The following is a 13,215-nucleotide window of genomic DNA, read 5'->3' on the forward strand; positions in this document are numbered from 1 at the left end:
TCACAGGGGGTCGGCGAAGTCCCAGCCGCGCGCCAGCAGCGCGTCGCACGCCGCCTCCGCCGCCGCCACGCGTTCCTCGTGCGGGCCGCCGACCACGACGTGCGGCATCCCGCGCCGTTCCAGCTCCTCGCGGAACCGGCCGTGCATCCACAGCCGGACCGGCTCGCCGTCGCGCCACCCGTCCTGCTCGAACGCCACCCCCTCCGGGTCGGTCAGCAGCCACAGGTGGTGCGGGGCGCGGGCGTGGAGGCGCTCGACGTCGGGTGAGGGGCCGCCGGTGTACCGCTCGTGCCACACCGTCGTCGCGAACGCGTCGGTGTCGCACACCAGCAGCGGCGACCCGGCGCGGGCGGCGGCGTCCTCCAGCGCGAGCTGCCGTTCGGCGATCACCGTGAACTCCGCCGAATCCCACGCCAGGTCGTCCAGCCACAGACCGGGGTCCCCGGCGGCGCGGCGGGCGGCGGCGAGCTTCTCCTCGCAGTAGGTGCGGCCGTACTCGGGGACCCAGCGCGTCGCGGCCCACACACCACCGCGCGCGGCGTAGCGGGCGGCCAGCGCGCGGGCCAGCGTCGTGGTGCCGGTGGACTCGGCCCCGACCACCACGACCCGGCGGGCCAGATGGGCGCGGACCGGCGGGGACAGCCACCGCCAGCAGGCCACCGGGTCCACCGGAACGTGCGCCGCCCCGAACCGCCGCGCCAGCTCCGGCCCGTACGCCTCGGAGCTGAACACCGCGTCCACGGGCGGGCCCCCGGCCAGCGCCAGCCCCTGCCGGAACGCCGCCACGTGCGCGTCCCACACGCCGTCGGAGCCGTAGTCGATCTCCACGTCGTCCACCACGGGGACGACCTCCACGTGCGGCTGCGGATGCGCCTCCCGCAGCCACGCGACGCGCAGCGCCAGCGGAACGCTCTCCACCGTCGACGCCGCCACCACGACGGTGACCCGGCGGCACGCGGCGGCGGCCGTGTCGATCAGATGGTGGTGACCGGCGTGCGGCGGATAGAACTTGCCGACCACCAGCCCGTGCCTGTGAGCGCCGTGCCCGTGGGTCACGCGGCCACCGCGACCGGCCCGCGCGCCGCCAGGTCCCGCCGCCACGCCAGCAGGCCGAACACGCACAGCGTCAGGAAGACGACGTACAACCCGCTGGTCAGGTGCAGGTCCTTGTGGAAGTACAGCGGGATGTAGACCAGGTCCGCGATGATCCACAACCACCACGACTCCAGCAGCTTGCGCGACTGCCCGTAGACGGCCATCAGCGACAACGCCGTGGTCAGCGCGTCCCAGAACGGCACGGTCGAGTCGGTGTGGACGTTCAGCAGCCAGGTCAGCGCCGCCGTCAGCGCCACGCCCGCCCCGGCCAGCAGCGCCCACTCGTTCCGGGTGGTGCGCCGCACCGGCAGCTCGTCCCGGCCGCGCCCGCCGTACCTCCAGCAGTACCAGCCGTACGCCTGGAGCCCCACGTAGACCACCTGGAGGCCCGCGTCGGCGTAGAGCCCGCCGTCCAGGAACACCAGGCCGAGCAGGACGACGTTGGCCGCGCCGACCGGCCAGTTCCAGATGTTCTGCCGGACCACCAGCCACACGTTGACGACCCCGGTGACGAACCCGACCAGCTCGGCCCAGCTCGTGGGCGTCCCGCCGAGACGGAACGCGGGCCGCAGCAGCGGCTCCAGCAGATCGTGCAAACCCATGATCCTGACGATAACGGCGGATCGGGAGCGGTCAGGCGGGCAGCAGGCCCCAGGTGGTGAGGGCGGTGACCAGGCCGGGGGCGGTGGGGAGGGAGCGGATCTCGGCCGGGGTGAACCAGGCGGCGTCGGCGGCGTCGTCGCCCGCGGCCAGGACGCCGCCGACCGCGGTGGCCTCGTAGTCGTGGATCTCGTAGACGACGCCGTTCGCGCCGGGGCGGTCGACGGTCCCGACCAGCGGGCCCACGGAGACCTCCAGGCCGGTCTCCTCGCGCATCTCGCGGACCACGGCGGCGGCGTCGGTCTCGCCGGGATCGACCCGGCCGCCCGGGACCGACCACAGCCCCGCCGAGGGGGCGTGCCCCCGCTTGATCAGCAACAGCCGTCCGGCCTCGTCCCGGACGATCCCACCCACGCATCGCACCCGCATGCGCCTATTTTGGCCGGACTTTCCGGACCGTCGACCGTGATGACCTTGACGAGCCGAATTCCGGCACGCACGCTAGGTAACCATGAGGGCGGAGCCCACCTGCCCACGCTGCACGGGTCGGTTGCGGCCCCCGAACGCGTGGTCGAGCGACTGGATCTGTGCCGTGCACGGCGCCGTGCTGCCCCGGCAACCCGCCAAACGCCCCGGGCCCGAGGGGCTGGCCGCCCTGCTGCACGACGTCCGCGTCCCGGTGTGGACCCCCTGGCCGTTGCCCCACGGCTGGCTGGTCACCGGCTTCGGGTCGGTCGGCGACGAGCGCACCGGCACCCGCGCCAGCGCGGTCGCGCTGTCGGGCCCCAACCTGGTGAGCGGGCCCGCCGACATGCTGCTGATCGCCGAGGAGCCCGGCATCGGGCTGGGCGCCTTCCACGCCGGGCTGCCCGGCCCCGACCCGGGCGCGGGCTTCGACACCGGCCCGCCGCACGTCAAGATCGAGATCTGCGGCCCCTCGGCGACGCCCGGCCACACGGTGCCGCTGTGGGCGGTGCCCGGCGAGGACCGCGCCGTGTTCGTCGGCGAGGCCCTCGGCAACTGGCTGTGGGCGGTGCTGTGGCCCGCCGGGGCCGGGGTGCTGATGGCCGCCCGGATGAGCCTGCTGGACCTGCGCGAGCCCGGCATGGAGGTGGACCTGCCCTACGGGGCCCCCAGCCCCCGCCTGGAGCAGTGATCCCCCTGGAGCGGTGACCCCGTCGGGTAGGACTGGGGCATGCGCATCGACCTGCACTGCCACAGCACCGTCTCGGACGGCCTGCGCACGCCCGCCGAGGTCGTCCGGCTGGCCGCCGACGCCGGGGTGGACGTGCTGGCCCTCACCGACCACGACACCACGGCCGGCTGGGACGCCGCCCGCGCCGCGCTTCCGGAGGGGATGGAGCTCGTCCCCGGCATGGAGCTGTCGTGCCGGTACGACGGCCACAGTCTGCACATGCTCGCCTACTGGTTCGACCCCGCCGACGCGGACCTGACCGCCGAGCTGGCCCGCGTCCGCGGCGGCCGGGTGGGCCGCGCGCGGGCGATGGTGGACCGGCTCCGGGAGCTCGGCGTCGAGATCACCTACGAGCAGGTCGGCCGGTACGCGCGCGGCGAGGCGGTCGGCCGCCCGCACATCGCCCGCGCCATGGTCGAGGCCGGGGTGATCGCGGAGGAGAAGGACGCGTTCACCGCCGAGTGGATCGCCGCCGGCGGGCGCGCCCACGCCCGGCGGTACGCGCTGGACCCGTTCCGCGCGGTCGAGCTGGTCCGCGCCGCCGGCGGCGTGACCGTCCTCGCCCATCCCCGGGCCGCCCGCGGCGGTCACGTGTTCCCGGACGGGCTGATCGAGGCGCTGGGCGCCGCCGGGCTGACCGGCGTCGAAGTCGATCACTACCTGCACGACGCCGCCGCCCGCGCCCGCCTGCGCGCCCTCGCCGGACGGCTCGGCCTGGTCCCCACCGGCTCCAGCGACTTCCACGGCCGCGACGGCGAGATCCCGGCCCGCGACACCACCGCCCCGGAGGCGTTCGAACGCCTCAGAGCCGCCACTCGCGAATCACGGTAGGGTGCGGGGCGTGGACGCGCGCATCGAACAGGTGGTGACGTCCGGGAAGGTAACCCTGGACGACACCGAGTACGACGTCGAGAACAACACCTACCTCATCGGCGACGACTCCGAGGTCATCGTGATCGACCCCGGCTTCGACGCCGAGGCCGTGCTCGACAAGGTCGGCGACCGTGAGGTCATGGCGGTGATCCTCACCGACGGCAACGACCACCATCTGGGCTCCGCCCTGGAGGTCTCGGCCGCCGGGGAGGAGGACGAGGAGTACTGGGCCCCGATCGCGCTGCACCGGGCCGACCGGCTGCTGTGGCGCGACTACTTCGGCCGCCTCGCCCGCGACGAGGACGACGAGGAGCAGGCCAAGGCGCTGCGCTCGCTGGAGCCGGACATCTGGCTGGAGGACGGCGGCGTGTTCGAGGTCGCCGGGGCCCAGCTGGAGGTCCAGCACACCCCGGGCCACACCCCGGGCAGCGTGAGCGTGCTCAGCGACCAGCTCGGCGTGCTGTTCTCCGGCGACACCCTGCACCGCGGCCGCCCCGGCTCGATCGGCGGCGTCTTCGAGGACCTGCGCAAGCAGCTCAACTCGATCGGCGCGCTGATCACGCCGCTGCCCCGCGACATGCGGGTGCTGCCCGGCCAGGGCGAGGAGACCACGGCCGGCGACGAGAACGCCCGCTGGGAGTCCTGGGGCGCGCTGGCCTCCGAGAACGACGAGTCCTGACCCGCCGCCGCGCACACGCGGAACGGGCGCGACGAGCGGAGGCGAGGCCGTGAGCGCCGAGCAGCTCGGCTTCGAGGGGATGCCGCGGCGGCTGTACACGTGCACGCCGTCGCGGCTGAACGCGTGGCTGGACTGCCCCCGCCGGTACCGGATGACCTATCTGGACCGGCCGATGCCGCCCAAGGGCCCGCCGTGGGCGCACAACAGCGTCGGGGCCAGCGTGCACAACGCGCTCGCCGGGTGGTGGAAGCTGCCGGTCGAGCAGCGCACCCCCGAGACGGCCGGACGGCTGCTGGTACGGGGCTGGCTCACCGACGGGTTCCGTGACGAGGAGCAGTCCGGCCGGCAGCGGGACCGCGCCCGCGCCATGGTCGAACGCTACGTCGCGGGCCTGGACCCCGAGGACGAGCCGGTCGGGGTGGAGCGCACCGTCGCCACCCGCACCGACCGGATCGCGGTGTCGGGCCGCGTCGACCGCCTCGACGACCGCGGCGCCGAGCTGGTCGTCGTCGACTACAAGACCGGGCGGCACGTGCTGACCGCCGACGACGCGCGCGGCTCCCTGGCGCTGGCGCTGTACGCCGTCGCCTCGTCGCGGATGCTGCGCCGCCCCTGCCACCGCGTCGAGCTGCACCACCTGCCGTCCGGCGAGGTCGCCGTCTGGGAGCACACCGACGCGTCGCTGGCGCGTCACCTGGGACGGGCCGAGCAGATCGCCGCCGAGGCGCAGGACGCCGACGAGGCGTACCGGGCGCTGCGGCCGGCCGAGCGGCCCCGGCCGGGGGAGGCGCTGGACCACGCCCCGTTCGACGAGGTGTTCCCGCCGAACCCGTCGGCGCTGTGCGCGTGGTGCGACTTCTCCCGCCACTGCCCCGAGGGGCAGCGGGCCGCGTCCCGCAAGGAGCCGTGGGCGGCGCTGCCCGCCGACTGACGGTCCGGCCCGCCAGACCCGGCATTCGCCGGGGCCACGACGGCCGCTCCACGCCGCCACTGTCCCGGCCGCCACCGGCCGCCCAACAATGGTGCGGTCACGTTCCGTCACCGGACGCGACCGACCTGCTCCGGGAGGCGGCGATGTCGCACACTGTCCTGTTCGCGATCGACGAGCCGCGCGACGCCGGATCGGTGTTCGCCGAGCACCTGCGCGGCGTGCACGGCGGCCTGGAGGGGGCGGGGCTGCGGGTGCGGTGGGCGCGCGACGGCCGGGACGCCCTGGCCGTGGTGCGCTCGGACGCCACGCTGGCGGCCGCGCTGGCGCAGTGGGACGCGCCGGAGGCCGAGCGGGTCCTGCGGGGCGTGGCCGACCGCCACCACGACCTGCCGGTGTTCCTGGTGATGGCCGACGGGGCCGCCCACGACCTGCCGCTGTGGGTGTACGAGGTGATCTGCGGGTTCGTGTTCCCGCTGGAGGACACCCCGGCGTTCATCGCCGGGCGCATCGCCCGCACCGCGCTGGACCACGCCGACCGGAGGATGCCGCCGTTCTTCTCGGCGCTGCGCGACTTCGAGGACCACCACCAGTACTCCTGGCACACCCCCGCGCACGCGGGCGGGGTGGCCTACCTCAAGACGCCGGTCGGGCGCGCGTTCTTCGACTACTACGGGGAACGCCTGCTGCGCACCGACCTGTCGATCTCGGTGGGGGAGCTGGGGTCGCCGCTGGAGCACACCGGGCCCATCGGCGACGCCGAGCGCAACGCCGCCCGCGTCTTCGGGGCCGAGCGCACCTACTTCGTGACCAACGGCAACTCCACCGCCAACCGCGTCGTCGGCCACCACGCCATCGCCCGCGACGAGCCCGCCCTGGTGGACCGCAACTGCCACAAGTCGGTGCAGCACGCGCTGACCATCAGCGGCGCCCGGCCGGTCTACCTGGTGCCCGAGCGCAACGGCCTGGGCCTGGCCGGGCCCATCCCGCCCGCCGCCCTGCGCGCCGGGGCGGTGCGGGCCCGCCTGGACGGCCATCCGCTGCTGGCCGGGACCGACCCGCACCCCTCCTACGCCGTCGTCACCAACTCCACCTACGACGGCCTGTGCTACGACGCCGTGCGGGTCGCCGAGCTGCTGAGCGACAGCACGCCCCGCGTGCACTTCGACGAGGCGTGGTTCGCCTACGCCCGCTTCCACCCCCTCTACCGCCGCCGCTACGGCATGGCCGTGGACGAGGGCACCCTGCCCGGCCCGCGGCGGCCCACGGTGTTCGCCACCCAGTCCACCCACAAGCTGCTGGCGGCGCTGTCCCAGTCGGCGATGCTGCACGTGCGCTCCTCGCCGCGCGCGCCGGTCGACCACGACCGGTTCAACGAGACCTACCTGATGCACGCCTGCACGTCCCCGCTCTACCCGATGATCGCCTCGCTGGACGTGGCGGCGGCGATGGTGGACGGGCCGGCGGGGCGCCATCTGACCGGCGAGGCGATCACCGAGGCGGTGCGGTTCCGGCAGACCATGGCGCGGCTGGGCCGCCGGATCGCCGCCGGGGAGGGGGAGTCCGGCTGGTTCTTCGGCGTCTGGCAGCCCCCGTCCGTCACCGACCCCGACTCCGGGGAGCGCGTGCCGTTCGACGAGGCCGACCCGGGCCTGCTGGCGGCCGACCCGCGCTGCTGGACCCTGGAGCCCGGCGCGGCCTGGCACGGGTTCGACGGCCTGGAGGACGGCTACTGCCTGCTCGACCCGGTCAAGGTGACGATCACCTGCCCCGGGATCGACGCGGCCGGGAACCCCGGCGACCGGGGCGTCCCGGCCCGGATCGTGGCCGCCCACCTGGAGCGGCGCGGCATCGTGGTGGAGAAGACCGGCGACTACACGCTGCTGGTGCTGTTCTCCATGGGCATCACCCGGGGCAAGTGGGGCACCCTGGTCGACGCCCTGATCGACTTCCGGAACGCCTACGACGCCGACCGGCCGCTGGCCGAGGCGGTCCCCGGGTTCGGCCCGCCCGGGGAGACCCTGCGCCGGTACTGCCTGCGGGTCCACCGGCGGCTCCGCGACTCCGGCGTCGCCGGACTGCTGGACCGGGTGTTCACCGACCCGCCCGCGCCCGTGCTCACCCCCGCCGACTGCTACCAGCGGCTCATCCGCCACGGCACCGAACGCGTCCCGCTGGACCGGCTGGCCGGACGCGTCGCCGCCGCCACCGTCGTGATCACCCCGCCCGGGATCCCGATGCTCATGCCCGGCGAGGCGACCGGCCCCGACGACGGCCCGCTGCTGACCTACCTGCGCGCCCTGCAGGAGTTCGACCGCGCCTTCCCCGAGCTGCCCGCCGACATCCACGGCGCGCACCGCGACGCCGAGGGACGCTACTGGATCGAGTGCGTCACCGAGTGACGGCGGGCGCCGCGGTGATCCGCAGGAAGGAGGCCGCCCGGCGCTGAATTCCTCCCGAAGTGGGATGCAGGGGGCATGCGGCCGTTGACAGGATGTGGCGATGATCCTCGTGGAGGAACTCGTCAAGCACTTCGGCGCGGTGCGCGCCGTGGACGGACTGTCGTTCGCCGCGCGGCCCGGTCAGGTCACCGGCTTCCTGGGGCCGAACGGCGCGGGCAAGACCACCACCCTGCGGATGCTGCTGGGGCTGGTGGAGCCCACCTCCGGGCGGGCGCTGATCGACGGGCGGCGGTACGCCGACCTGGGCAATCCCGTCGAGCGGGTCGGGGCGGCGCTGGAGGCGACCGGGTTCCACCCGGGCCGGACCGCCCGCGACCACCTGCGCGTGACGTGCCTGGCCGCCGGGCTGCCGACCGGCCGCGCCGACGAGGCGCTGGAGCTGGCGGGGCTGGCCGACGCCGCCGACCGCCGGGTGGTGGGGTTCTCGCTGGGGATGCGGCAGCGGCTGGCCCTCGCCGCCGCCGTGCTCGGGCAGCCGCCGGTGCTGATCCTGGACGAGCCCGCCAACGGACTGGACCCGGCGGGCATCCACTGGCTGCGCGGCTTCCTGCGGCACCTGGCCGGGCTGGGCTGCACGGTGCTGGTCTCCAGCCACGTGCTGGCCGAGGTGGAGCAGACCGCCGACCACGTGGTGATCGTCGCGCGCGGGAAGGTGGTGCGGGACGCTCCGCTGGCCGAGCTGGTCGGGGAGGACGGCGGCGGCCTGCTGGTGGGGACCGAGGGCCCGGACGACGCCGCCGGGCTGGCCGCCGCGCTGGAGCGCGCCGGGGCCACCGTGCGCGTCGAGGGCGAGCGGTTGCGGGTGAGCGGGGTGGCCGCCGCCGAGGTGGGGCGGGCGGCGCTGGCGGCCGGGGCGGTGCTGACGGAGCTGTCGGCGGGCCGCTCCGGACTGGAGAAGATCTTCCTGGAGCTGACCATGGCGGAGTTCGGCGGGACGGAACCGGCGGCGGGGGACCCGGCCGTCAGCGCGGAGGCGGCGTCGTGACCAGGCTGATCAGGGCGGAGCTGCTGAAGATCCGCTCGACCCGGATGTGGCTCGGGATGCTGGCGCTGTCGCTCGGCTTCGCGCTGCTGGGCCTCGGCTTCTACATCGCGCTGGCGGGCGCCGAGATGAACGGCGAGTCCGCGCTGCCGCCGGTCACCGATCCGGCCACGGTGCGCGGCATGTACGCCAGCGCCAGCGCCGGGACGCTGTTCATGATGATCCTCGGCATCATCGGGATCACCGGCGAGTACCGCTTCCAGACGATCACGCAGGCGTTCCTGGTGACGCCCCGCCGGTACCGGCTGCTGGCGGCCAAGCTGCTGTCGTACTTCCTGTTCGGGCTGGCGTTCGGCGTGGCGACGGTGCTGTTCACGGTGGCGGTCGCCTGGCCCGCGCTGGCGATCAAGGGCGGGTCCACCTCGCTGCTGGACCACGACATCCCGATGATCCTCGGCGGCACGGTCCTGGCGATGGGCCTGTACGCGCTGGTCGGGCTGGGGCTGGGCGCGCTGGTCCGCAACCAGGTCGCGGCGATCATCATCGCGGTGGGCTGGGTGCAGCTGGTCGAGGCGATCGTGACGGTGGCGCTGCCGGAGGTCGGGCAGTGGCTCCCGGCGGGCGCGGTCCGCGCGATCACCCGCACCACCGGCGGGTTCGGCGGCATGGGCGAGCTGGACACGCTGCCCGCCTGGGGCGGGATGCTGCTGTTGCTGGCCTACGGCCTGGCGTTCGCGGCGATCGCGGCGTTCACGACGACCCGCCGCGACATCACCTGAGGCGGCACCATCTGAGGCGGCACCATCTGAGGTGGCGTCTCCCGGGGCGGCGGGCCGGCGCGGACGTCAGGCGGGGGTCAGGGACCTGCGCTGGGACGGCCAGGTGCGGGGGTCGCGCAGGCCGATCAGCCCCTGGGACAGGTCGTAGCCCTCGGCGGCCAGGCGGCGCCGGGAGCGCTCCAGCATGTCGCGGGTCGGCTTCATGAACGCGAAGTCGTGCAGGCGTTCGGGAACGGCCGTCATCGCCAGCCGGAACGACCGCAGCGCGGCCGTCACGGCGGGCTGCGGCACCTCCGGCAGCACCCCGTACATCTTGCGCGCCCAGTCCGGCAGCGAGTAGTAGCACAGCGCGCCGAACGGGAGGTAGCCGGGCTTGCCGGGCGTGAGGAACCGCAGGTTCTCCGGCATGGTCGGCCACAGCAGGAACCGCACCGTCGCGGCGGCCTCCTCGGTGACACGCAGGGAGGACCGCATGTCGTTGATGTAGGTCTCCATCTCCGCGACGCTGCCGGGGACGTCCTCGGCGTGCAGGCCGACGTAGGTGGCGGTGTGGCGCTGCTCGTCGAGGTACTGGTCGGCCATCCTGTCGGTGAGGGGGAGACCGGAACGGCGTGCGACCTCCAGGTAGGAGTGGACCTCGGCGCAGTGGACCCAGAGCAGCAGCTCGGGCTGGTCGAGGCGTTCCCTCCTGCCCGTGTCGTGGTTGAGGATGCGCAGGCCGCGGTGGATGCCGCGGACCCTGGCCGCGAGCTCGGCGATCTCCTCGGGGCCGCCGAACGTCGCCATGCCGACGAAGTCGGCCGTGCGCTGGAGCCGCCCGAGGGGGTCCTCCTGGAAGTTGGAGTTCTGCCAGACGCCCCACATGGCCATGGGGTGGAGGGCCTGGAGCATGAGGCCGCGCACTCCGCCGACCCACATGGAACGGTCGATGTGCACGCGCCAGGTGACGCTCTCGGGGGGCTGGACCGTGGCCGCCATTCGCATCTCTCCAGAATCGGGTGAGACAAATCGAAGTAAGTGTGTCATTACCTGGTGGGGTGGCGGTACCCGGCCCCCTCTGTGAACGTCGTCACCGCGGGCGCCGTTGTTCCGGAGGAGAGGTGACCCCGGAGCGGGGTGGCGTCCGTACAGAGGATGGACGCAGGGTGCGCGGCGACGTCCGAGAGGTGTCGGCGCCGGTGAGAGAGGAAGTGGCACAGCATGCGCGGACGGTCCGGTGAGCTGGCGGAGGTCGCCGAGTCGGGTCTGGTCACGCGGCGCGGAACGTTCCGGGCGGTCGCCTTCCGGGACGAGCCCGGCGGCCCCGAGCATCTGGCGCTGGTGCGCGGGGACGTGCGGTCCGGGGAGGACGTGCTGGTGCGGGTGCACTCGGAGTGCCTGACCGGGGACGTGTTCGGCGCGCTGCGCTGCGAGTGCGGGGACCAGCTCGGCGGGGCCCTGGACGAGATCGCGCGGGCGGCCCGGGGCGTGCTGGTGTACCTGCGCGGCCACGAGGGGCGCGGCATCGGGCTCGTCGCGAAGGTCCGCACCCATGTGCTCCAGGACGAGCGGGGGCTCGACACGATCGACTCCGCCACCGCCCTCGGGCTGCCGGTGGACGTGCGGGACTACGGCCCGGCGGCGCGGGTGCTGCACCACCTGGGCGTCGGTTCGGTGCGCCTGATGTCCAACAACCCCGACAAGGTGGCGGCGCTGGAGGAGCACGGGATCCGCGTCGCGGCGCGCGTCCCGCTGCTGGCCCCCGCGCACGACGGCAACGTCCGCTACCTGACCGCCAAGCGGGACCGGATGGGGCACGACCTGCCGCAACTGGGGGCGGTGTCGAGGGCATGACGACGCGGGAGGCGACGGTGCGGGATGTGATGGTGCGGGATGTGATGGCGCGGGATGTGATGGCGCGGAGTCCGGTGGTGTGGGGTCCGGCGGCGTGGGGCGGGTGGGAGCTGGGGGCCGCCGCCGGGGCGCAGGCGGCGCTGTTCGGGCTGCTGTGGGCGGCGGCCGGGCTGGGCGCGGCGGCGTGGGCGGCCGGCGCCGGGTACGGCGCGGCGCTGCTGGCGCTGCTCGGGAACGCGGTGCGCCGTTCCGGGCGCGGCGCGCTCGGCCCCGCCGACCGGGTCACGCTGGGCCGGGCCGTGCTGGTCGGCGGCGTGACCGCGCTGGTCGTCCAGGGATGGGTGGGCGACGGCGCGGGCGGCGCCGGTCCGGCGGCGCTCGTCGGGATCGCCGCGGTGGCGCTGCTGCTGGACGGGGTGGACGGGGCCGTGGCGCGGCGGACCGGGACCTCCTCGGCGATGGGCGCGCGGTTCGACATGGAGGTCGACGCGTTCCTGATCCTCGTGCTGAGCGTCCAGGTGTCGCTGTCGCTGGGCGCCTGGGTCCTGCTGATCGGCGGGATGCGGTACGCGTTCGTCGTGGCGGGATGGGCGCTGCCGTGGCTGCGCGGGGGCCTGCCGCCGAGCACGGCGCGCAAGGCCGTCGCCGCGATGCAGGGCGTCGTGCTGGCGGCCGCGAGCGCGCGGGCGCTGCCCGAGCCGGTCGCCCACGGTCTGGTGCTGGGGGCGCTGGGGATGCTGGTGTGGTCGTTCGGACGCGACACGGTGTGGCTGTGGAACCACGGCCGGGCCGGGGAGACGGAGGTGGGGCATGGAACGGGCCGCGCTGGCCTTCTGGCTGAGAGAGCCTGGGACGGGGGAGATCCGGTCTGCCCGGCTGCCGGAGGCCCGGGACGGTGACGTCGTCGTCCGCACCCGGTACTCGGGCGTGAGCCGGGGGACCGAGACGCTGGTGTTCCGCGGCGGGGTCCCCGAGAGCCAGCGCGCGGTGATGCGGGCCCCGTTCCAGGAGGGCGACTTCCCCGGGCCGGTCAAGTACGGGTACCTCAACGTCGGCGTCGTCGAGCACGGCCCGCCCGACCTGGTGGGACGCGCCGTCTTCTGCCTCTACCCGCACCAGACGCGGTACGTGGTGCCCGCCGGGGCCGTCACGGTCGTCCCCGACGCGGTGCCGCCGGAGCGCGCGGTGCTCGCCGGGACGGTGGAGACCGCCGTGAACGCCCTGTGGGACGCCGCGCCCCGCGTCGGGGACCGGATCGCCGTCGTGGGCGGCGGGATGGTCGGCTGCGCCGTGGCGCGGCTGCTGGCCCGGATCCCCGGGGCGCGCGTGCAGCTCGTCGACCCCGTCGCCGCCCGCGCCGAAGTCGCCGCCGCCCTCGGGGTGGGGTACGCGCCGCCCGAGGCGGCGGACGGCGACTGCGACCTGGTCTTCCACACCAGCGCCACCGAGGCCGGGCTCGCCCGCTGCCTGGAGCTGCTCGCCCCCGAGGGCGAGGTGATCGAGATGAGCTGGTACGGGGACCGGCGGGTCGGCGTCCCGCTGGGGGAGTCCTTCCACTCGCGGCGGCTGGCCGTGCGCGCCAGCCAGGTCGGGACGGTCGCCCCCGCGCGGCGCGGCCGGGCCGCGGAGCGGATGGCGCTGGCGCTGGCGCTGCTGGCCGACCCGGCGTTCGACGCCCTGGTCACCGGGGAGAGCCGGTTCGCCGAACTGCCGGAGGTGATGCCCCGGCTGGCCGCCGGGGAGCCCGGCGTGCTGTGCCATCGGATCGTCTACGACCGGGAGGATTGAG

14 protein-coding genes are annotated in these 13,215 nt (G+C 74.8%); 10 read left to right on the top strand and 4 right to left on the bottom strand.

What is annotated here, in order from left to right; all coding sequences use genetic code 11:
- From HNR61_RS01860 to HNR61_RS01870, 3 genes are read right to left on the bottom strand one after another with little or no spacing between them, the layout of a single operon-like run.
- Nucleotides 1-1,056, bottom strand: coding sequence for an AAA family ATPase (locus HNR61_RS01860; protein WP_182841367.1), 1,056 nt, complete (start codon nt 1,054-1,056; stop codon nt 1-3).
- Nucleotides 1,053-1,697, bottom strand: a complete 645-nt coding sequence (gene pnuC, locus HNR61_RS01865) for a nicotinamide riboside transporter PnuC (RefSeq protein WP_182841368.1) — start codon at nt 1,695-1,697, stop codon at nt 1,053-1,055. Before pnuC ends, HNR61_RS01860 begins: the two co-directional genes overlap by 4 nt.
- Before the next feature lie 31 nt (nt 1,698-1,728).
- On the bottom strand, nt 1,729-2,124 hold the full coding sequence (locus HNR61_RS01870; RefSeq protein ID WP_182841369.1) for an NUDIX hydrolase: 396 nt from the start codon (nt 2,122-2,124) through the stop codon (nt 1,729-1,731).
- An 82-nt stretch (nt 2,125-2,206) separates the two neighbouring features.
- Here HNR61_RS01870 and HNR61_RS01875 point away from each other — a divergent pair, with 82 nt between their 5' ends.
- The 7 genes from HNR61_RS01875 (at nt 2,207) to HNR61_RS01905 (ending at nt 9,593) form a co-directional block, all read left to right on the top strand.
- Nucleotides 2,207-2,851, top strand: coding sequence for a DUF6758 family protein (locus HNR61_RS01875; RefSeq protein WP_182841370.1), 645 nt, complete (start codon nt 2,207-2,209; stop codon nt 2,849-2,851).
- Nucleotides 2,852-2,890: 39 nt separating this feature from the next.
- Complete coding sequence (locus HNR61_RS01880) at nt 2,891-3,721, top strand: PHP domain-containing protein (protein ID WP_182841371.1); 831 nt, start codon at nt 2,891-2,893, stop codon at nt 3,719-3,721.
- Between the two features lie 10 nt (nt 3,722-3,731).
- Nucleotides 3,732-4,442 (top strand): MBL fold metallo-hydrolase, encoded by a 711-nt coding sequence (locus HNR61_RS01885; protein ID WP_182841372.1) that lies wholly within the window; start codon nt 3,732-3,734, stop codon nt 4,440-4,442.
- Nucleotides 4,443-4,491: 49 nt separating this feature from the next.
- Nucleotides 4,492-5,373, top strand: coding sequence for a RecB family exonuclease (locus tag HNR61_RS01890; protein ID WP_312897721.1), 882 nt, complete (start codon nt 4,492-4,494; stop codon nt 5,371-5,373).
- A 143-nt stretch (nt 5,374-5,516) separates the two neighbouring features.
- Nucleotides 5,517-7,772, top strand: a complete 2,256-nt coding sequence (locus HNR61_RS01895; RefSeq protein ID WP_182841373.1) for an Orn/Lys/Arg family decarboxylase — start codon at nt 5,517-5,519, stop codon at nt 7,770-7,772.
- Nucleotides 7,773-7,872: 100 nt separating this feature from the next.
- Nucleotides 7,873-8,817, top strand: a complete 945-nt coding sequence (locus HNR61_RS01900) for an ATP-binding cassette domain-containing protein (RefSeq protein ID WP_182841374.1) — start codon at nt 7,873-7,875, stop codon at nt 8,815-8,817.
- Complete coding sequence (locus tag HNR61_RS01905) at nt 8,814-9,593, top strand: ABC transporter permease (protein WP_182841375.1); 780 nt, start codon at nt 8,814-8,816, stop codon at nt 9,591-9,593. The genes HNR61_RS01900 and HNR61_RS01905 overlap by 4 nt, the downstream gene beginning before the upstream one ends.
- Nucleotides 9,594-9,659: 66 nt before the next feature.
- Here HNR61_RS01905 and HNR61_RS01910 read toward each other — a convergent pair whose 3' ends face one another.
- Complete coding sequence (locus HNR61_RS01910) at nt 9,660-10,571, bottom strand: oxygenase MpaB family protein (protein WP_182841376.1); 912 nt, start codon at nt 10,569-10,571, stop codon at nt 9,660-9,662.
- 222 nt (nt 10,572-10,793) lie between these two features.
- Here HNR61_RS01910 and ribA point away from each other — a divergent pair, with 222 nt between their 5' ends.
- Genes ribA through HNR61_RS01925 form a run of 3 tightly spaced genes read left to right on the top strand, consistent with a single transcriptional unit; the run spans nt 10,794 to nt 13,214 of the window.
- On the top strand, nt 10,794-11,426 hold the full coding sequence (gene ribA / locus HNR61_RS01915; protein WP_182841377.1) for a GTP cyclohydrolase II: 633 nt from the start codon (nt 10,794-10,796) through the stop codon (nt 11,424-11,426).
- Complete coding sequence (locus HNR61_RS01920; protein WP_312897722.1) at nt 11,423-12,325, top strand: CDP-alcohol phosphatidyltransferase family protein; 903 nt, start codon at nt 11,423-11,425, stop codon at nt 12,323-12,325. Before ribA ends, HNR61_RS01920 begins: the two co-directional genes overlap by 4 nt.
- On the top strand, nt 12,237-13,214 hold the full coding sequence (locus HNR61_RS01925) for a zinc-dependent alcohol dehydrogenase (RefSeq protein ID WP_182841378.1): 978 nt from the start codon (nt 12,237-12,239) through the stop codon (nt 13,212-13,214). Before HNR61_RS01920 ends, HNR61_RS01925 begins: the two co-directional genes overlap by 89 nt.
- Nucleotide 13,215: the final 1 nt, after the last annotated feature.

This window comes from Actinomadura kijaniata (assembly GCF_014138665.1).
GTDB lineage: Bacteria > Actinomycetota > Actinomycetes > Streptosporangiales > Streptosporangiaceae > Spirillospora > Spirillospora kijaniata.

Excerpts from the sequence above, each read along its gene's own strand:
- pnuC (WP_182841368.1), bottom strand. The coding sequence starts at position 1,697 with ATGGGTTTGCACGATCTGCTGGAGCCGCTGCTGCGGCCCGCGTTCCGT.
- HNR61_RS01870 (WP_182841369.1), bottom strand. The coding sequence starts at position 2,124 with ATGCGGGTGCGATGCGTGGGTGGGATCGTCCGGGACGAGGCCGGACGG.
- HNR61_RS01875 (WP_182841370.1), top strand. The coding sequence starts at position 2,207 with ATGAGGGCGGAGCCCACCTGCCCACGCTGCACGGGTCGGTTGCGGCCC.
- HNR61_RS01880 (WP_182841371.1), top strand. The coding sequence starts at position 2,891 with ATGCGCATCGACCTGCACTGCCACAGCACCGTCTCGGACGGCCTGCGC.
- HNR61_RS01895 (WP_182841373.1), top strand. The coding sequence starts at position 5,517 with ATGTCGCACACTGTCCTGTTCGCGATCGACGAGCCGCGCGACGCCGGA.
- HNR61_RS01900 (WP_182841374.1), top strand. The coding sequence starts at position 7,873 with ATGATCCTCGTGGAGGAACTCGTCAAGCACTTCGGCGCGGTGCGCGCC.
- HNR61_RS01910 (WP_182841376.1), bottom strand. The coding sequence starts at position 10,571 with ATGGCGGCCACGGTCCAGCCCCCCGAGAGCGTCACCTGGCGCGTGCAC.
- ribA (WP_182841377.1), top strand. The coding sequence starts at position 10,794 with ATGCGCGGACGGTCCGGTGAGCTGGCGGAGGTCGCCGAGTCGGGTCTG.
- HNR61_RS01920 (WP_312897722.1), top strand. The coding sequence starts at position 11,423 with ATGACGACGCGGGAGGCGACGGTGCGGGATGTGATGGTGCGGGATGTG.
- HNR61_RS01925 (WP_182841378.1), top strand. The coding sequence starts at position 12,237 with ATGGAACGGGCCGCGCTGGCCTTCTGGCTGAGAGAGCCTGGGACGGGG.